Annotated in this window: 14 protein-coding genes and 1 pseudogene; 5 read left to right on the top strand and 10 right to left on the bottom strand. The window is 45.0% G+C overall.

All coding sequences use genetic code 11. The annotated features are described in order from the left end of the window. Positions 1-84 precede the first annotated feature (84 nt). On the top strand, positions 85-1,263 hold the full coding sequence (locus MKX46_RS03285; protein WP_165146596.1) for a M20 family metallopeptidase: 1,179 nt from the start codon (positions 85-87) through the stop codon (positions 1,261-1,263). Between the two features lie 42 nt (positions 1,264-1,305). Beyond that, the gene (locus tag MKX46_RS03290; RefSeq protein ID WP_165146599.1) at positions 1,306-2,376 is read left to right on the top strand and encodes a hypothetical protein; all 1,071 of its coding nucleotides are present in this window, start codon (positions 1,306-1,308) and stop codon (positions 2,374-2,376) included. Positions 2,377-2,463: 87 nt separating this feature from the next. Here the strand turns inward: MKX46_RS03290 and glgA are convergent, their stop codons facing one another. Both glgA and glgB read right to left on the bottom strand, forming a co-directional pair. Then, a complete protein-coding gene (glgA, locus tag MKX46_RS03295) occupies positions 2,464-3,906 on the bottom strand; it encodes a glycogen synthase GlgA (RefSeq protein WP_341070900.1) in 1,443 nt (480 codons plus the stop codon). Between the two features lie 21 nt (positions 3,907-3,927). Next, positions 3,928-5,850, bottom strand: a complete 1,923-nt coding sequence (glgB, locus tag MKX46_RS03300) for a 1,4-alpha-glucan branching protein GlgB (protein WP_029517456.1) — start codon at positions 5,848-5,850, stop codon at positions 3,928-3,930. A 235-nt stretch (positions 5,851-6,085) separates the two neighbouring features. Here glgB and MKX46_RS03305 point away from each other — a divergent pair, with 235 nt between their 5' ends. After that, positions 6,086-7,312: a glucose-1-phosphate adenylyltransferase gene (locus MKX46_RS03305; RefSeq protein WP_029517455.1), complete on the top strand. Its 1,227-nt coding sequence runs from the start codon at positions 6,086-6,088 to the stop codon at positions 7,310-7,312. 86 nt (positions 7,313-7,398) lie between these two features. Here MKX46_RS03305 and MKX46_RS03310 read toward each other — a convergent pair whose 3' ends face one another. The 5 genes from MKX46_RS03310 to MKX46_RS03330 form a co-directional block, all read right to left on the bottom strand. Then, complete coding sequence (locus tag MKX46_RS03310) at positions 7,399-8,823, bottom strand: sensor histidine kinase (RefSeq protein ID WP_029517454.1); 1,425 nt, start codon at positions 8,821-8,823, stop codon at positions 7,399-7,401. Continuing rightward, positions 8,820-9,518 (bottom strand): response regulator transcription factor, encoded by a 699-nt coding sequence (locus MKX46_RS03315; protein WP_007432526.1) that lies wholly within the window; start codon positions 9,516-9,518, stop codon positions 8,820-8,822. The genes MKX46_RS03310 and MKX46_RS03315 overlap by 4 nt, the downstream gene beginning before the upstream one ends. 1 nt (position 9,519) lies before the next feature. Then, complete coding sequence (locus MKX46_RS03320; protein ID WP_322252736.1) at positions 9,520-10,854, bottom strand: hypothetical protein; 1,335 nt, start codon at positions 10,852-10,854, stop codon at positions 9,520-9,522. Beyond that, positions 10,851-11,576 (bottom strand): phosphonate ABC transporter ATP-binding protein, encoded by a 726-nt coding sequence (locus tag MKX46_RS03325; protein ID WP_029517452.1) that lies wholly within the window; start codon positions 11,574-11,576, stop codon positions 10,851-10,853. The genes MKX46_RS03320 and MKX46_RS03325 overlap by 4 nt, the downstream gene beginning before the upstream one ends. An 82-nt stretch (positions 11,577-11,658) precedes the next feature. Continuing rightward, positions 11,659-12,816 carry an MFS transporter gene (locus MKX46_RS03330; RefSeq protein ID WP_069011733.1) on the bottom strand — a complete coding sequence of 386 codons (1,158 nt, stop codon included), beginning with the start codon at positions 12,814-12,816 and terminating at the stop codon, positions 11,659-11,661. Positions 12,817-13,256: 440 nt separating this feature from the next. On the opposite strand from MKX46_RS03330, the gene MKX46_RS03335 reads away from it, so the two are divergent. Both MKX46_RS03335 and MKX46_RS03340 read left to right on the top strand, forming a co-directional pair. Then, the gene (locus MKX46_RS03335; RefSeq protein ID WP_023988964.1) at positions 13,257-14,174 is read left to right on the top strand and encodes a hypothetical protein; all 918 of its coding nucleotides are present in this window, start codon (positions 13,257-13,259) and stop codon (positions 14,172-14,174) included. A 66-nt stretch (positions 14,175-14,240) separates the two neighbouring features. Then, entirely contained in the window at positions 14,241-15,005 is a 765-nt protein-coding gene (locus tag MKX46_RS03340; protein ID WP_341070901.1) for an HAD family hydrolase, read from the top strand. 31 nt (positions 15,006-15,036) lie between these two features. Here MKX46_RS03340 and MKX46_RS03345 read toward each other — a convergent pair whose 3' ends face one another. The 3 genes and pseudogenes from MKX46_RS03345 to MKX46_RS03355 form a co-directional block, all read right to left on the bottom strand. Further along, positions 15,037-17,124: a type IA DNA topoisomerase gene (locus tag MKX46_RS03345; RefSeq protein ID WP_341070902.1), complete on the bottom strand. Its 2,088-nt coding sequence runs from the start codon at positions 17,122-17,124 to the stop codon at positions 15,037-15,039. 317 nt (positions 17,125-17,441) lie between these two features. Further along, positions 17,442-19,604, bottom strand: coding sequence for a DNA topoisomerase III (locus MKX46_RS03350; RefSeq protein WP_340932334.1), 2,163 nt, complete (start codon positions 19,602-19,604; stop codon positions 17,442-17,444). A gap of 378 nt (positions 19,605-19,982) precedes the next feature. Then, positions 19,983-20,222, bottom strand: a pseudogene (locus tag MKX46_RS03355) (transposase domain-containing protein); the annotation flags it as partial. Positions 20,223-20,499: the final 277 nt, after the last annotated feature.

The raw sequence follows: 20,499 nt of genomic DNA on the forward strand, positions 1-20,499 counted from the left end.
TGATTATGCAATGAATGTTATAGTACAATTTCAGCATACCTAGCGCAGTACCTACATTACAGCTTATATAAAGGAGTTTTCAGCATGAATTTTAAACAGACCATTCAAAAGACAATTGAGCAGCATGCCCCACGCTTTAAGGACATTTCGTTATATATTGGGGCAAATCCTGAACTTGGAAACGAGGAATTTCTGGCCGCTGCCCGTTTAAAAGAAGAACTCATTTTTCACGGTTTTGAGGTCCAGGCACCCGTATTGGGCATAGAAACAGCCTTTATTGCAACTTACAAAGCTGAAAAATCCGGGCCGGTTGTCGCTTTTCTGGCAGAATATGACGCTCTGAAAGGTTTAGGACACGCCTGTGGGCACCATCTGATATGCATGATGAGTACCGGTGCTGCCGTTGGCCTCAAGTCGATCATCAACGAAACTGGTGGAGAAGTACGGGTATACGGCACACCTGCCGAAGAAACTCGTGGTGCTAAGGTCCCTATGGCCGCTGCCGGTTTGTTTGATGATTGCGACATAGCACTTATGACGCATCCTTATGATCGTTACGAAAAATCAGGCAAATCGCTGGCGATTGATGCTGTACAATTCGAATTTTTTGGTCAATCCGCTCACGCGGCTGCCAGCCCGCACGAAGGCATTAACGCGCTGGACGCTGTGATTCAAACGTTCAATGGCATCAATGCGTTCCGTCAACAAGTAAAAAGCACAGTGCGTATCCATGGGATCATTAATCAGGGTGGCCAAGCAGCCAATATTATTCCTGATTACGCCTCAGCGCAATTTTATGTAAGGGCCGCTACACGTCAAGAACTGAACCCGCTGACTCGCCGTGTTATTCAAATTGCTGAAGGAGCTGCTTTACAGGCCGGGTGTCGTTTGGAGACCTCCAATTATGAGACTTCTTATGATGAAATGGTCACGAACCGTGTACTTTCCGATGCGTTTACCGCAAATTTGGTACAGGCTGGCATTTCGCAAGAAGATATAACGGAAGGCGAAGATCATGGCTCTATGGATATCGGAAATGTATCGCTTCATTGCCCTGCTATCCATCCTTACATTCAAGTTATTGACGAGAAGCATGCCTTGCATACACCAGAATTCCGCGATTTGGCGATGCAGGACCGAGCCATGGAAGGAATGCTGCTGGCTGCGAGAACTTTGGCATGGACTGCTTGCGATGTAATCACGAATCCTGAACTGCTAGCCCAGATAAAAAAAGAATTCGCTCTGCTGAATAACGAACGCTAAATCTTAATTCCGTGTTATTTCAGAAAGGAGTAGCCAGCCATCATGGATAGTATGAGTAGCTTTTGGACGTTGTTTATTGTGATAGACCTCATCATTTTTTGGTTTATATTCCGTGCAATACGCAGGAACCGGGGAAACAGAAAAACACGGCGCCGGAATGCTTTTTTCCTCAGCTCCCCTTCTCCTTCTTCCCTTTCGCAGGAGCGTCATCCAGAGATTACGGAGCTGATGCAGCTATTGGAGCAATCCATTCCCGTCTCCTATGCTCATAGCGTAAGGAATCGTGTAATGGAAGCCCACCCAGAGATTACGGAGCAAGAATATGATTGGCGTTGGCATGAGCTAAAACGATATTTTATGCTATGCGCGATTATGAATCGTGTGCCTATGTTCAGTAGTGATGTGGATGAATTATGGCACGAAATGTTGATGTTTACCCGCGAATATCAGCAATTCTCGGAAGCTTTTTTTGGTCGTATGCTTCACCATGCGCCCCATTCTGGCGGCTCTCAGCCGATGCCGGAGGAGCGTGCGTGGTTTGATTGGTTGTATGTGGAATGCTTTGGCTGGAACCGCTATAGCGCCAGTTTGTGGGGGACTTTTTTTAATCATCCATTACCGAACGACGAGCTTTCACACTATTACAAACTCACAACTTCGGCGCAGCCAGCAGGTAACCGTTGGAATACTCAGGAGAATATAGCCATTTCACAGCAAGCCCAACAAACGGTTCATAAGATTGTACAACATCTGCGCGAGCGGGTGAATAAAGCGGTGGATGATCCTGAGGGTAAGCAATTGCCTAAGGTCAACTATTTACAGGTCGACTATCTGTTATTAGCTGTTGTATGGTATTCATGGTATCAACCTGAACAATTTGCCATACACATGCACCCGGATGCTACAGGCAATGCCGGGTTAGCTAGCTCATCTGGTTGTAGCTCGGCAAGCGGCTGCTCGAACTGGGATACGCATCACTCGCATCATCATTCCTCCCATGACAGTTCTCATCATGGAGGCTCTTCTCACCATGATTCAGGCGATTCTGGTAGCCATTCTTCGTGTAGCAGCGGCTCTTCATGTGGAAGCAGCTGTGGTGGCGGGGGCGACTGATCATAGCAAAAAAGGGAATTCCTCAGCCAAACACTGGCTAAAGGGATTCCCTTTTTCATTAATATGAATATGGTGTTCCTACTCCGTTCAGTCCGTCTTTGTGAGCAAATGGTAAATATCCATATACGCTTCGGCTGAAACATCCCAACTATATTCTCCTGCGAAAGCCGTCTGTGTAAGCTTCGACCAATGCTCAGATTGGCGATAAAAATGAACAGCACGACGAATGGTGTTCAGCATATCATGTGCATTGTAGTTCGTGAAGCTAAATCCATTTCCTTCCCCTGTAGACTCATTGTAAGCCTGCACGGTATCGTTAAGGCCCCCAGTTTCTCGCACAATAGGGATACTTCCATAACGAAGCGCTAGCAGTTGGCTGATCCCGCAAGGCTCAAACCTTGATGGCATAAGATACATATCGCTTGCCGCATATATTTTTCGTGACAGAGGTTCGCTAAAAGCAAGCTGCGCCGACATTTTCAGTGGATAGCGTCCCGCTGCCTCACGGAACCAATGCTCAAAAGCCGGATCCCCTGTTCCCAAAACGACAAACTGGATATCATCATAATACAAGATTTCATCAAGCACTCTCGTTACCAGATCTAGCCCCTTCATATCTACAAGTCGGGTTACCATGGCAATCATAGGTACGTCCGGCCGTACCGGCAGACCCAGCTCCTTTTGCAGACCAATTTTGTTTTCCTTTTTCTTTGCCAGGCTCGTTCGATACTTCGTATAAATACGATTGTCCGTAGCAGGATTGTAGCTTTTGGTGTCAATTCCGTTCACAATCCCTGTTAAGCGACCCTGATCTCCCAATTTACGAAGCAGACCCTCAAGCCCATATCCGTAAAATTCCGTTTGAATCTCCTCTGCATAGGTCGGACTCACGGTCGTGACATGATCCGAGTACGTAAGCCCACCTTTCATAAAATTCAGTCTGCCATGATACTCCACACCCTCGGAGGTGAAATAGCTCCCATCCAGGTTGAGCAGCTCAGTTAAGACCTCATACGGAAAATCCCCCTGATACAGCAGATTATGTATGGTAAACACCGTGCGAATATCGCTGTAGAAGGGCAAATGTCGATAATCGGCATTCAGAAGCAGCGGAACCATTGCTGTATGCCAATCATGACAATGCAAAATATCCGGCCGAAAGTTCAGTTCAGGCAGCATTTCTAAAATCGCTCGGTTAAAAAAGGAAAAGCGTTCGCCATCATCCATATAACCGTAAATACCGTCACGACCGAAGTAATACTCATTGTCTATAAAATAAACTTTGATTCCGTCTAATGTCAGTTCCTCTATTCCACAATATTGATTACGCCAGCCTACGGCTACTTGCTTTACCGCTACCGGACGTAGAGACTTTTTATAAGTATCGGGAATCCCCGCATATTTAGGCAAAATGATTCGGACGTCGCACCCCGCCTGACGAAGTGCCTTCGGCAGTGCGCCAATGACATCAGCCAACCCGCCTGTTTTAATAAATGGATGTGCTTCTGCTGCCGCAAACAAAATGTTCATATATGCTTCCTCCTTATGTGGTTAATCTGCTTTTTTAGGCCTCCGAGGCGCTTTCTTGAGTATAACGATGCTCAGGGGTGGTATAGTCACCTCCAAGCTGTGAAGCTGACCGTGGCAAGGAATACGGGCGGTCCGTATCATTCCGGTATTTAGCTGGCCACTTCCCCCAAAGTCCTTATGATCACTGTTCAGCAGTTCGATATAACTCCCGGCCTTTTCCAGCCCAATTCGGTAGTTCTCTCTCGGTACGGGCTGAAAGTTAATAAGCACGACCAATGTATCTCCTGGCTTTTTACTTTTACGTAAATACGTAATTACGCTCTGCCCACGGTCCTCCGCCTCAATCCACTGATATCCATCCCACGAATGATCCAGTTCCCATAGTGCCTTTTCCTGAATATACAAATGATTCAGCGCTTTCGTAAAAGCGTGCAGCGAACGGTGACTGTCATAATCCAGCAGAAACCAGTCAAGCTGCTCCTCATCCTTCCATTCGATGAATTGGCCGAATTCCCCTCCCATAAATAATAGCTTTTTGCCCGGCGAGGTGAGTTGGTAACCGAGAAGCGCTCGAAGCCCGGCAAATTTTTGCTCATAGTTACCTGGCATTTTATCAAGCAGCGACTTCTTACCATGAACAACCTCATCGTGCGACAATGGCAGTGTAAAATTTTCGCTGTACGCATAAGCTATGGGGAATGTCAGCAAATTATGGCGCTCCGGTCTCTGATCGAAATTCGTTTCGATATAATCAAGCGTATCGTTCATCCAGCCCATATTCCATTTGTAATTAAAACCGAGTCCTCCATCGCTTACCGGGGAAGTTACCATAGGCCAGGCACTGGACTCCTCTGCCATCATCAGAGCATACGGATAATAGCGGAATACTGTTTCATTCAGTTGTTGAAGGAAGGCAATAGCCTCCTCATTTTCAATACCTCCCTTAGAGTTAAAACGATATTGACCGTCCTGCTTTTCAAAATCCAGCCGTAGCATACTCGTCACAGCATCTACGCGCAGGCCGTCAATATGGTACATATCCATCCAAAATAACGCATTAGATATCAGGAAAGAACGCACCTCCGGTTTGCTGTAATCAAACGTCAGCGTTCCCCAGCCGGGCTTTTCCGCAATCAGCGGATCCGCATATTCGAACAGGGGCGATCCGTCAAACAGCCTTAATCCATGAGCATCTTTTGCAAAATGGGCTGGGACCCAATCCATCAGCACTCCAATTCCCGCCTGATGGCAACGATCCACCAAATACATAAAATCATGCGGTTCTCCATAACGGCTTGTGAGTGCAAAATATCCAGTAAGTTGGTAGCCCCAGGAAAGATCATACGGATGTTCACTCAGCGGCATCAGTTCAATATGTGTATACCCCATATCAGTCACATAAGGCACAAGAAGCTCAGCTATTTCCCTGTATGTATAAAACGTACCATCTTCTTTTTGCTTCCAAGTGCCCAGATGAAGCTCATATATGTGTAGAGGCTTTCCATACGGTGCTCTACGTTTTCGGCGCCAAATCGCATCGTTCCAAGTATAACCATCTATAGAAGCTACCACAGAAGCCGTTGCCGGTCTCACTTCAGCACGTACCGCGTAAGGGTCTGCTTTCAGAAATCGTTCACCGTTTGCACCCGTAATGTCGTATTTGTAAAAAGTTCCTTGGGATATCCCCGGAAAAAAACGACTCCAAAAACCGGATTTGGGAACCCTATATAAGGAATCCTGTTCCCCATTCCAGTTGTTGCGATCTGTAGCAAGCCCGACATGGAGAGCATGAGGAGCCCAGACCGTAAAACGGACGCCCTGTTCTCCGTTCTCCACAGTAAGGTGGGAACCCAAAGATCGGTAGCTGTGATAAAGCGTTCCTTCATGAAACAAATAAATATCTTCCGATGAAATAGCCTGTTGCGGAAGAGTTTGGTCTGTCATCACGTCACCACCCTTATATGTTTGTAAGTAAAAATGTATGAATCGGTAATGCATTCGCTTTTGGCTCAAAGCTGACTTGAGTTATTACCCCATTCTAGCCACAATGAACAGAAAAATGACTAGGAAAAAAATAAACCTTAGTTTTTGGGGAATCTTATATACCTAATGGTTTCAAGAGTACCCCATACCGTTTATGTATGTACTACACTGACAACTAAACCGGGAGGGAAACGAAATGTTTAATAAAGAATGCATTGCCATGCTGCTGGCAGGCGGAGAGGGACGCCGTCTTGCTCCCCTTACTTCAACGATTGCAAAACCCGCCGTACCTTTTGGCGGTCATTACCGAATCATCGATTTTCCTCTCAGTAACTGCGTAAATTCAGACATTGATACTGTAGGTGTACTGACGCAATATGAGGCAGAATCCTTGCACGAACATATCGGGGATGGAACACCATGGGGTCTTACAAAAACAGATGACAAAGGAATTACCCTGCTTCCATCTTACAACACAGGTAACGCTGAATACTTAGGAACGGCAGATGCTATTCATAAGAATATTGAATATATTGACAGCCAAAATCCGGAGCATGTGCTTATTTTATCCGGTGATCATATCTACTATATGAATTATCGCGAAATGCTGAACCACCATAAGGAAAAAGGAGCTGCGGCTACCATTTCTGTCATGGAGGTACCTTGGGATGAAGCACACCGTTTTGGTGTTATGAGTGCGGATGAAGATCTACGTGTCACAGAATTTGCAGAGAAACCTGAGAAACCGGAAAGTAATTTGGCCTCTATGGGTATTTATCTTTTCAAATGGGATTACTTGAGAAACTACCTGTTAGAAGACGCACAGGATGCTCAATCCAGTCATGATTTTGGTAAAGATATCATACCTAAAATGTTAGCGGATCAAGAATCCTTGTACGTTTATGAATTCCAGGGCTATTGGAAGGACGTAGGTACCGTTAAAAGCCTGTGGGATTCACACATGGATTTGTTACACGAGAATTGTGCGATCGACCTTCAACGTAAGGATTGGCCGATGTATACACGTGAACGCCGCACAAGGTTGAGCGCACAAAAGGTACCTAACCGTCAAACGCAGCCATTGGGCAGCTTGTTGCATGATTCCTGTCAAGTAGAGGGCCGAATTGAACGCTCCGTTGTATTTAGTGGTGTCGAGGTAGGTAAAGGATCAGCCATCAAAGAAAGTATCGTTATGCCGGACACACGCATTGGACGTAACGTCCATATTGAACATGCGATTATCGGTGAAGGTGCTGTGATTCGCGATGGTGCTGTCATTAAAGGCAGTCCGGGCGAAATTATGGTCATCGGACCCAATGAAGTGGTATTTGGTAAAATGGCGGTACGGCCGCAAACTACACGTATGCTGAAAGAAGCTTACGAGCGCAATACACGCTTGCGTGCCGAAGGTTTTACTTCATAACGTTACCCCAAATCAAAAACAGCCAGCCCTCCCGATTTAAGAGGACTGGCTGTTTTTCTAATTGCACCTATAAGTAGGCTTTAAATCTATTCTTCAGTGAGTTGTGGTGGTTCCACGGATTGCTCTGCTTGCAGAGCAGGTAATGAAACCGTAATAGTGGTGCCAGCCCCCAGTTCACTTCTGATGAGCATCTGACCATGATGGCGCTCGACAAACTGTTGTGAGATTGCCAATCCCAGTCCAGTACCACCGTTTTGGTGGTCTACCTGGAAAAAGCGGTCTCTTACTCTGGCAAGATTTTCAGCACTAATTCCAATTCCTGTATCTTGTACGGATATCTCGATATTGCCATCAACCCGTTGAAGCGACAGAAAAATAATTGAGCTTTCATGCGAAAACTTGATAGCATTATCCACAATGTTCAAAAATACCTGTTTTAGACGGTTACCGTCTCCATGGACGAAATATGCCGCTTCTTCCGAATCAAGCTGAAGTTTTATTTGCTTCATTTCTGCTTTGGCCCATACGTTCAGCATAATTTCCTGCAAAAGCTCCCGAAGATCTACCGTTCCCATTACAAGCTTCATGGCATTTTGCTCCAGCTTGGAAAAATCGAGAATTTCCTCCACCAAGCCAATCAGCCGATCCGTCTCTTTAGAGATAATCTTCATCCCGATTTTCGTCTCTTCGGGGTCATAGCCGCCAGAATTTAACGTTTCACTCCAACCCTTAATAGATGTAAGCGGAGTACGCAATTCATGAGATATAGATGAAATAAAATCATCCTTGATTTGATTTGTTCTGACAATTTCCTGTGCCATATAGTTCAGAGTCGAAGCCAGTTCACCCAACTCATACCGATAATCGCCTTCAATGCGTGTATCAAACCTCCCCTGAGCCATCTGAGCAGATACATCGCGGATATTATTAATCGGTCTAACAATGGAATTCGCGAGCCCTGTACTGACCACAAATACAATAACCAGTACAGCTGCCATGATGCCAAGAGAAAACAGCGTAATCGTAAACAGCTTATCATTTACCAATTCCAGCGAGGTTGTATACCGAATAACGTACACCTGGTCTCCGACGATATTGTCCAGTTTTTGAGATACCGCCATCACCTGCTGCCCCGTGCTCGGTTGCTTTCCGATCCATTTGCCCGTATCCCCAGCTAATGCTTGTGTCACATCACTTGTTTGCACACTTAGATCTGCTGCAAAATTCGTTGAGTTATCAATTACATTTCCCTGTTCATCGAGCAACTGCAGTTCAGTAAAGGGCAGAGAAAATGTATTTAACAAATACGATTGCAAAGACTGTTCCGGCTCTTTAAATTTGGGTGCAAATTCACTTACCGATTCGATACGGCTTTCGATATGTTTGTAAATGGAATCGTAATAGTACGACCGGAGTGCAAACATAAAAATGACTTCTACTAACAGAAGCGCTAAGAACACTACGAAAAAATAGTGAAGCACAATCTGTCGGCGAATTCCCTTTTTGATCATTGAGACTGACCTTTCCATTTATATCCATGTCCCCAAACTGTTTGTAAAAAAGCCGGCTCGGATGGATTGTTTTCAATTTTCTGCCGAAGACGTCGGATATTCACATCTACAATTTTCGGATCGCCCATATACTCTTTGCCCCATACGTGATCAAGTAGAACATCTCGGCTGAGCGGCGTGTTCTCTTTTTCCAGAAAAAATTGAATCAGAGAAAACTCAGTCGGTGTCAGCTCAATCAGCTGCCCGTTCTTCTTAAATTGCTTAGCAATCAAATCCAGGGTGAACGGTCCAGACTGGAAGGACACTTTGGCTGCTGTTTCACGATGAACATTCACCCGACGCAATAACGATTGAATACGTGCAATCAGCTCCGTCGGGCTAAAAGGCTTGCTCACATGATCATCGGCCCCTACAGACAAGGCATATACCTTATCCTGCTCCTGTACCTTCGCTGTGAGAAAGATAATGCCGATGCGCTCATTCGTCTCCCGGATTCTCCGACAGACTTCAAAACCATCCATACCGGGTACCATTACGTCAAGCAGTGCAATATCAATATCCCGCACCGTGTTCAAAATATTCAGAGCCTCATGCCCTTCCGACGCCTCCAGCACCTCAAAACCGTTACGTTTCAAATTAATGACGATAAAGCTGCGAATGGATTCCTCGTCTTCCATGATTAAAACTTTACTCACTCTACTCTACCTGCCTTTCCCCCAGCTTGTTTTTAATGGTTTTACGCGGTTCCAGCTCACTGGATCGCTTAATGCCAATGACCTGCGCATTCGTTCGCCACAGTTGGCTATACCCTTCGTTGTTTCGCTCCCATTGTGACAACGAGAAAAATTTAATTTCCGCTATCGTTTTGTCTGTATCATCCAAAATAAAGCGCAAATAGCTGTCCTTCTTCGAAACTTTCGGATCAATCGTCACCTTGCCATGCAGCTCTTTCGGTAATCTGAAGTAGACCTGTTCATTAGAATCACGATACTGCTGCTGCTTAAAAATCGTTCCTTTCGCCCCGTCCCACTGATAGAACGACACAAAATATGGAACCTCATCCAGCGGCTTGTTACTCCAACCTTTAGGCTTCTCCAAATTACCAAATTCCAGAATACCGTCACCATCCACATCACCACTGGCGATGGTCGCATCCTTGAAGGTGACATCCATAAGATTAAGCTTCCTAAGCTTGCCGTGATCCATCACAATAACATTGGAAACGGTAGTGGTCTGAGCAATTTTGGTGTCTATAATAATCCCCTGCCTACCCTCGGCTACCTTGCCAGCAACGACATTATAGACATCTAAGACCTGACTGTCCAAATCCAACGATCCGATTTCCTTAAAGGTCCCCCCACTGAATTGGAATGTTTTAACTGTAAAGAATTCATTACGTCGCAGCGTGATAATCGTCAAATCATTCAATTTATCCCCGTTTAAGTCCATCTTGTTATGCTTAAAATCATCTACGACGAAGTCCGTATAACCTGTAGCATATATTTTCTCCAGAGTTCCTCCGGTATAGGAATACACGATGAGTCCCTTCTGGTCCCCGCCATCGCCACTATCTCCGCTGGAAAAACCCGCTACAATATCGAGTGTTCCATCATTCGTTAAATCCACGAGCTTAAATGACTCCAGCACAGTGCCTTCCCCATCAAACGTCAGCTTCTTTACCCACGTTCCCCCCTGATCTTCAAACAAGGCACCATGTATTTTTACGCTCTCATCAGGCGTTTCATAAAAGAGCACTGCTTCGTCTGTGCCATCATTGTTCAAATCACCCGTTCGAATTGGCGTCGGGTCATCTGGATCATTCGGCCTTAAAGGCTGTACCGCCCCTAGTTGCGTATTCACTGCACCATTCAGTTCCTGCTTCTCGTCAGACATCGTCGGTGTCTCCATCAGCGAAATGGGATCGCTAATAACATTACAGCCGCTTAAAAATCCAGCAAGGAGCAGCAAGGAACAGCAGCCAGTCACCATTCTCAACAGCATTATTTTCACTTCTCTTGCCGTCCCCTTCACAATTTGTTCTTTTCCGCTTGTGTCAATCGTCTCCCCTGAATATCAAACACCAATTCACCATCATTCAACCCCCATATACGGGAAGCAAATCGTTCAGCCATTTCCAACGGCAGTACAGTCATGATCGTCACCCGCTCGTCAGAACACAGCTTGCGAAAAGTCTCCAATACATGCGCTGCCGAAGCTGGATCAAGTCCATTTACAGGCTCATCCGCTAAAATAACTTTAGCTCCGTGCACGAGAGCACGCGCAGTCGCTACCCGCTGCCGCTCGCCACCGCTGAGCTTGTCGCATTTATCATGCGCCTTATCCAGCAGACCCAGATCCTCCAGTACGTCCATCGCTCCCATATAATCGTCGGAACGCACCATACCGGTCACCATTCTCCACATTGGAGTTTGACCGGATCTGCCAATGAGCACATTTTTAAGAGCGGTTCGATTCATATTTAGATGCGGGTTTTGCTCCAGGTATGCCCATTCCCGCTTTATTTTCATCTTTCCAGTCCAACCGGATTTCAGCACATCATTGCCACCTACAATTAAACTGCCTTCATCCCATGGCTCTTGTAAAGCAAGACAGCGAAGCAGCGTCGTTTTGCCGCTTCCACTTGGCCCCACTATGGCTATGAATTCGCCTTGATGAATTTCAGCATCAATTCCTCGAAGTAGCTGGGTCCGTTCAGGTCCCACTTGTTTGGTCAGCTTCCGAATTTTAATCATCTAAGTGATTCCCCTTTGCGCACCATCAATACTGTTTATATTTTATAGTAAATGTGAAACAAATACCATGCAAACCGCAGTTTTAAACCGCCGTTACTCTTTTTCTGGAAAACAAACCTAACAATCCGAAAACAATGTAACTACCACCAAGGACAAGAAACATGCTGCCTTGAGTTCCAAAGTCCAGCAACCCTCCGCTAATATTAGGTCCGATCACACTTCCCAGATTAAAATGAAAGGATGCCAGTACATTCGCGGCTGCTAAAAATGATTTGGGCAACAGATCAGCGGCGTAGGCCAAACCGAGAGAGAAAAAGGAGCCTACTAAACCACCTGCTAGGGTCAGCAATATCAAAGTGAACATAAAATGATTGCCGCTCCATGGTAGCAACATAAAGGTCATTCCCCCTGCTATGCCTACGCTCATTAGCACCTTTTTACGTCCCCAACGGTCACTCAATATCCCTAGCGGCAGCTGCAGCACTAACCCTCCCAAACTGACGAACGGCAGCAAGGCGGCGATTTCATCGGTATGAAAGCCAATACGCAGGCCATAGACTGGAAAGTTACTGTTCAGGCTCGCTTCCATATAGCCGTATAGAAATGCAGGCAAAAGAGCGTACCATGCCCAGCTGTAACTGCGACGAAATCTTTGAGTGGGACGCGCCTCGGACTCCAGCTTCTCTGGTCTGGAGTCCGGCAGCTTAATTAACACCAACAGCAAAACAAGCAAGCACAATAAGGCCAACGCAGCAAATGGAACCAGCATTCCATAATCAAGTAGCCATAATCCCAATGGTCCTAACGCAAAACCCAGACCATATGACATACCATAAAAGGAAATGTTGCGGCCTCGCTTCTCTGCTGGAGTCACCAGCAATATCCATAGCTGCGCAGAGTAGTGCAATGCACTGTCTCCAATACCTACTAGCAGACGCAGTATGAACCATACTCGAATATCAGGGATTAGCGGAAACAGCAGCAGCGTAATGAGCACTAGCACAAGCCCACCGGCCATCAGCTTTTTAAACCCTAACCAGCCCAATGTCCGTTCTGCCACCAACGTCATTGCAAATGAACCAATATACAGAGCAGCCGCATTCATTCCATTTAGTGAAGATGAAACTCCCATTTGTTCCAACGAGATTGACAGAATAGGTAATAATAAACCTTGGCATAATCCGGCAACAATAATAACAGCAATTAAAATAAAATAATGAACCCGTAACGACGACGACATCCTAGCTCCTCCTGATCGAACAAATAAAATAATTAAAATCAATGTTAAGAAATGATTTGCATTTGATTCCATAATCAATAATAATTCTTATCACTATGTATTCCATGCCGTCCTGCAAAACCGGCAAATCACATATACAAATTCAGGTGTAATTAGTGTATTAAAGAATAGAAGAAAAAAATCGCCATCTGAGATGACGATTTTACGGAAAGAGCTTGTCTGGTATGTATCCGACTCCTTCGGTTAAGGAGCCTCGTATGTTCAATCCGAACCCATTCACGTCACAACGCACTATTTCATATTATAGTGGACAATCCCTGGCAGAACAAGCCATAATAAATAAGTGAGCAATCATTAAAATGCTCATGTTTTGCTTATGGACGGGCTTAATTACGTTCACCGCTCTGGGCTAGAAGACAGAATAGGAGGCATTGGGTTCCATGAGTTATCAAATTAAAATAGACACTTCTCCAATTTATGAATTGCTCGGCAGCTTCATGGCCTATGTGACTAAAAAGTGGGTTCAAGATATGGACTTGGGCCATGAATGGATCGACAAGGTAGATGCACGACTACAACATGAAGTTCGTACTGAGCTGGCTACAGCTCAGGATTGCCCTTTTAGCGATTATGACGCACTCTATGCTTGGGCGTTACTTCGTCCGGAATCAGATGAAATATCTGATTATATCTCTTATTTGGACCACGGTCCGGATAAAGATATGTTTGAGTTGCTCGTTCCGCATATCCCTTTTTTAACCTTTGAAGAATCTTTACGCATTCGTAAGGTATACGCACCACTCCTCAAATTGTGGGATCGTGATTATTTTCGGGCCCTGGAAGGCGAACTGCGTGTGTTGGCAGAAGAAGACGCTGCGGAAAAGCGCATGCTGCTGAGTAAAATGGAACCGGAAGCACTGGTTGAATATGCGACAGCTGGACTAGTCGTGCCACACATGGAAGACCTGGATACAGTAGTCCTATTTCCAGTTGTCCATAATCGCCCGATTAATTCATACTGTTTTTATACCCGCACACTGCTGATCCAGTATCCAGTAGATATCCCCGAGGAGAGCGAGGAAGAACCGCCTACGCTTCTGCTACGGCTCACTCGTGCGGTTAATGATCCGCAGCGGCTACGAATTCTGCGTTATGTAGCTCAAGGTCCTAAGTCTCTCGAAGATATGCGCCATGATTTGAGCCGTTTGGAAGATACACTCATGTCTGATATGATGATTTTACGAGTGGCTGGTCTGCTTCGTATTCACATCGGACGTTATCATAAGGAAAAATTCAGCATCCGTCCCGATGGCGCGGCTGATTTACAAGTATTTTTGGAATCCTATATTGGATTGTAATTTGAATTGTACTTTTAGTTATAACCGAAGCAGCGTTAAAGCTTTGGCTTGGAAGGAGTATGCATCGTGTCGTATCCGAAGCAGCACATTTTATTTGATCTTGATGACACCTTAGTCCACTGCAACAAGTATTTTGACCTGATCCTCAACCACTTTTTCGATTTGCTTCAGGAATGGTTTGCAAATCATAACCTAACGAAAAATACGATTCGTGAAAAACAAATCGAAATTGATGTGGCTGGAGTTCATCAAGTAGGCTTTGCCAGCGAGCATTTCCCACAATCTTTGATAGATACGTACCAATTTTTCTCGGAACAATTCGGACGCCGTCTCGATTCTCGGGAAGAGCAGGAGCTTCGCTCTCTTGGCCGAAGTGTGTACGAACAGGAAATCGAACCATATCCAGGCATGGTCGAAACGCTGAACTCCCTCCAAAAAGCAGGGCATTCCCTCCATCTGTATACTGGCGGTGAGCAGATCATTCAAGAAAGAAAGATTGAACAAATGAAACTGGCTACCTACTTTGATGACCGCATCTACATTCGCCAGCATAAAAATGTCGAAGCCCTAGAAGAAATCATCCAGATGAATCGCTTGGACCGAAGCATCACCTGGATGATCGGGAATTCTCTGCGCACTGATGTTTCTCCAGCCCTTGCCGCAGGTATTCATGCTGTATATCTCAAGCAGCCTAAGGAATGGATTTACAATATGGTTGAACTGCAAAAAAACGTGAACTCCGTGATGTATACGATACAGAAGCTAACGGAAGTACCACGGGTTATCCACGAAAGCATACAATTGCACCAACAAAAAAGGACCCTCGGATAGGGTCCTTTTTTGTATTGGTCTAAACCCTGTCTCAGGATTCCTCTCGAACGCTAAGTTGTCCTGTACCAGGTTCATTCAGAACAATTCGCGCTTTGACGGTCGATCCATCTTTACGCTTAAAAGACAACAATTGCGTCTGTCCCCTCGTCAACAAGGACTTGAGCATCGTTTCGGTAATCTGCTTTCCAGCATATTCCTTCCAGACGACAAAGCCACAACCCTGCTTGTAGTGGCTGCACCCATACCCTTTACGCCCTTCAATAATGCTTCCGCCGCAATTAGAGCGTGGACAGCTACCTAAAGCTTGCCTTTGGCTTCCTGAAATGCCTGAGGATCCGTCGGAAGAGCTGCGTGCTGGTGGTGCTGCTTGCTCTAGCGTTGCGCTTCCAGCGCTGCCACCGCGTCCTGATGTAGCACGCCCCACCCCTTTGGCGGCGGTGCGTCCGCTCGCACGCGCACTACTTGCGCCTTCTTTTCCAACCGCACGCTTCCCCCTTGCTTCCTCACCAAAGGCATTTGCCGGAGCCGGCGGCTGCTGCCTCACCTTATCAATGATGGACAACGTAAATCTTTTAACGTTCTCCATAAACTTCTCTTGAGCCGCCTCACCCTTGGAAATTTGATGTAGGCGACGTTCCCATTGACCTGTCATCTCCGGGGAGGCTAATAGATCAACCCCAGCATGACGGATCAGGTCAATAGCCATCTTTCCTTTTTCCGTAATAAGAATCTTTTTACCCTTCATTTCAATATAGCCAACCTTTTTCAATCGTTCAATTGTGGCGGCCCGCGTCGCAGGTGTGCCTAAACCGGCATCCTTCATGACCTCACGCAATTCCTCATTCTCCATCTGTTTACCCGCGCTTTCCATCGCCTTAAGCAATGTACCCTCCGTGTAGCTTTTAGGGGGCTGAGTTGCCTTTTCTTTCATCTCGGCGCGAACACAATCCACGGGACGCCCCGCATCAATCTCAAACTTCTTGTCCGTCCACTCGTCCGTTTCCTCTTCATCTTCTTTTTTCGGTGATTTGCTCTTTTTACCTTTATCCTGATCAACCTTACTTAAAACTACTTTCCACCCCAAGGAAAGAAGCTCTTTAATATTTGTTTTAAACAGATGCTTGTCCACCTGTGTCATTACGGTATGCATTTTGTATTCAGCAGGCGGAAAAAAATGCGACAAAAACCTGCGAATAACCAGGTCATATACATTTTGCTCTTCTTTGCTTAGTGTTCCTGGCCTTTTTAATGTCGGCAAAATAGCATGGTGATCCTCAACACGAGATGGATTGCAGACCGATTTATTCTGTTTATGAACCAAATTGGGGTTGGCTTGTTGGACCAGATCAGCATAAGGACCTGTGCCCAGCATCCGTAGTGCCTTGTGCATGCCGTCTATATTTTGCTCTGTCACATAGTTAGAATTGGTACGCGGATAGGAAATGACCTTGTGGCGCTCATAAAGCGCTTGTGCCACATCCAGTGTTTTTTTGGCCGAATAACCGTACTTGGCATTCGCCTCTCGTTGAAGCAGCGTTAAATCGTACAATTTAAAAGGATACTCTTTTGTCTGCTTGGTGTCATATTTGGTGATTTTACCTATTTTTCCGCGAACAGCCGCAGCGATTTCCTCAGCTTCCTCTGGCTTCGTCAGCCTATCCCCCTGCCACGCACCTTTGTACTTGATCTGATCTTGCTTAAATTCTGCCCACACGTCATAGAAGGTTTGAGACTGAAATGCCTCAATTTCTTTTTCCCGGTCATGAATCAGTGCCAGCACGGGAGTCTGCACCCGTCCTACCGACAGCAGTGTGTTATGTCGTGTTGTGAACGCTCTGGAAGCGTTCATGCCGATCAGCCAGTCCGCTTCACTTCGTGCCCGCGCAGCTTGAGTCAGAAATTCAAACTCCGAAGCATCTCGCAATCGTTCAAAGCCTGTCGCAATACTTTCCGCTGTCAAGTCTGAAATCCACAGTCGCTTAACTGGCTGACGCAACTTTAATTGCTGTTGGATCAACGCAAAAATATGTTCCCTAATGGAAAGTTCGCATATGCATGTTGTGAAAAAACCTTTTATATGTCCTACTCCGTTTAATCCAACGACATCTAATAATTTCATAACTTCACTCCTCGCATAGGGATTTTTTCGTCTTTTAGAGAGCTGGATTAAACCAGTTAAAGGATACATAGAATCAAATGCATATTTATACATTTTGAGTTGTAGTACTTGAGTCATAATGACGCACGCTTTTCAATAAAAAAAGAGCAACTTAAAAGAAATCATACGGGACTCGATTGAATCCTGTAATGAAATCTTACAAGTGCTCTTTTGCCGCCTGGCTAGAGCTCGATGCAACTCTTGTCACATCTCGCATAATGATTCATAGTCATACGTTTAATTTAATTATTTTACCTAGTCTTGTCAAGATAATATCCTTACTTCGGTTTAAATTCAAAACCGACCCTACCTTCTTCCTTTTTCCAGACAAGTGCGGCCTCGAAAGTTTTGTCACCTTTTTTGAATCCCTTAATAAGGTTTGTCCTCCCTTTCCCCAAAAACCTCTTGATCTGCGTTTCTGTTATGGTTTTACCCAATACTTTTTTAGAAAATGAAAAATCGCATCGCGGCCTTGCCGAGCAACTATAAGCCGCCCCTTTATCTATAACATCCTCTTTGCATTTCGGACACGGACCAAGACCTAAACCTCCAGAAACCTTATCCGCTTTTTCAGTCTGCTCTTTACTCTCCATACTTTTTGCTGTAAAAGTCCAAGTCATCGAGTTTCGAATTGCATCATCGACAATTTTTTGCGACAATCTTTTAGCCTGCTCCATAAACGATTGCGGGGACGCATTGCCTTGCCCGACATCATGAAGTCGTTGTTCCCACTTGGCTGTCATTTCTGCGGATGCTAATATGCTGTCGCCTAAAGCATCGATCAATATAATCCCCTTGCTTGTAGCATAAACCATGTTTTTCTTTACCTCAATATACTTGCGGTCTTTAAGAACTGAGATGATACCGGCACGCGTGGCCTCCGTGCCCAATCCTTCTGTTTTTTTAAGAATTTTCTCTAACTCTGCGTCTTCAAGATGCTTTCCAGCCGTCTTCATTAAAGTAATCAATTGCCCTTCGGTGTATCGCTTTGGAGCCTGAGTTTTTCCTTCTTTTACAAGTAATTCTTCAACTGTTCCTGAGTCGCCTTGCTCCAATGGAGGTAATACATCTGGTTCGGATTCTTCCTGAGAATCAGAATCATACAGAACTTTTCGCCAACCTTCCTGCACAATAAGTCTTCCTTTGGTGAGAAATGTTTCTTGATCACCTACGACTGTAATTAAGCGCGAATAATCAATAATAGCCTTATCATAATGCGCAGCTATCAGCCTCTTGACAATCAGCTCGTATAAATTACGCTCTTCTGGTTTCAATCGTCCGATTTGGGGGATCACTTCTGTTGGAATGATCGCATAGTGATCACTTACTTTTGCCGCATTGACAAATCTCTTATTATTGGCAATAGATTGTATGGGCAAAGGAAAGAAATCCTTGAATGATTCTTGACGACTTAACTTTGAAAGAATCTCAGGAAATTGCCTGGCTTCTTCAGGTGTTACATAAGCCGAATCCGATCTCGGATAGGAAATGTATCCTTCCAGATAAAGCTGCTGCAGCGCATTTAAACAATTTTGAGGCGAATATTTATAAATTTGATTGGCAACTGCTTGCAATGAAGATAAGTTAAAGAGCTGTGGCGGTTGAAATTCTTTTCGCTCTCTCTCAATTTCATTGACTGATGCCGGCTTATTTTCACAGTTTCTTTTGACGGACTCCGCTTCATCCCGACTTGCAAACCGTGTTTGCTCCTCCCGAAACCATGTGCCTTCATAGACAGTATCATTTATTAGGAATTTGGCTTTTAATTCCCAGAACGGTTCCGGTTTGAAATTCTGAATTTCTTTCTCGCGTGCTACGATTAGCGCCAATGTCGGACTTTGTACACGCCCAGTTGAGAATACTTCTCTAATTCCTCTACGCTGGAACAGAAGTGAATATACCCGTGAACCATTCATTCCTACGAGCCAATCAGCGCAAGAACGGCTAACGGCTTCATAATATAAGGACCGGGTATCCTCTTCACCTTTCAAATTCATAAAACCTTGTTCGACGGCTTTGGGTGTTAACGATGATATCCATAGCCGTTTCATAGGTTTGTTCACTCCAACAAGCTGAACCGCTATGCGGACTATGTACTCTCCTTCCCTCCCGGCATCCCCGGCATGGACGATTTCTTTGATATCTGGACGCATTAAAAGGGATTTAATCACTTGAAATTGCTTGGCTTTAGAAGGAGAAACGCGATGTCTAAATTTTTCGGGTAATATCGGCAAAGTGTCTAGACTCCACTTCTTAAGACTAGGATCGTATTCCTCTGGAGGCACCAATTCGCAAACATGACCAACAGCCCAAGTCACTAGGGCTCCTTTTGGAAATGTATCGTTCGGTGAGATTTCAATATACCCTTGTTGTTTTTTATGTTTAAAAGGTGAAGCCAACTTCGCCCCTTGATCCGGTTTTTCCGCAATAATAAGTTTCAATATGTCACGGACCTTTCTGAGAGAACTATAAATTGATTATATCAGCAAATCGGTTCAATTTCATGACTTAGAATTATATACAGCAAAATGATAATAAGTGGTATGAAATAGTTGCTGGGCTTCACTCCCTCTTTTTTTATATCCATTCTTAGGTAAATTCAATTTTCTTTTCAGACATCACATTGAATCTTGATAATTAGGGCTTTCTTAGCGGATCATGTTTTACGATGTTACGAGCAAATGAACGGCGAGCCTTGACAAAAACCATTGCAAAAGAGGCAAAAAGAGACCCCGAAGTCTCTTTTCAGGTTCATCACCAGCAGTTGTGTAAGCGCAAAATAGCCCCCACCTTGTTCCCAAAATGAGGGCCTGTTAGTCTTAGTTTGATTGAAATAGGCGGCACGTCAGTGGGAGCGAAGGCGACCATGGCAACAATTCGTCTAGCTCAACCGGATCTTTCGGATTCGCAAGCTGCGGAAGTTGTTCGAGCAGGTCCGTCAAATACTTGAAAGGATTTAGCCCGTTTTTCTTCGCTGTTTCAATGACACTGTAGATCGTTGCACTGGCTTTTGCTCCGTGTGGCGCATTGAAAAAAGAACCATTTTTTTCAATGATAACGAGCGAATACCAGCCGCTTCCGTCCGGTGAAGAATAGACGGTCGAGTACGCAAACCACATCGCCCCGGCATCGTGTCCGCTGTCGATATGCAATTTCACCTTCAATTTGTCATTAGTCCTATTGGCGATCCGCCAACATTTTAACTTTATCTTGACTAGCTTAAACCATGCTATTAATAGTAAACAAAGTAACGAATTTCACCGATAATGTTACTTTGTTTACGGGATATCTTAACTCTGTAAACAACGTATTCAGCGTAGTGGTGCCTTTACAATG

Source organism: Paenibacillus sp. FSL P4-0113, assembly GCF_038009305.1.
In the GTDB taxonomy this organism is placed as follows: Bacteria; Bacillota; Bacilli; order Paenibacillales; family Paenibacillaceae; genus Paenibacillus; species Paenibacillus polymyxa_D.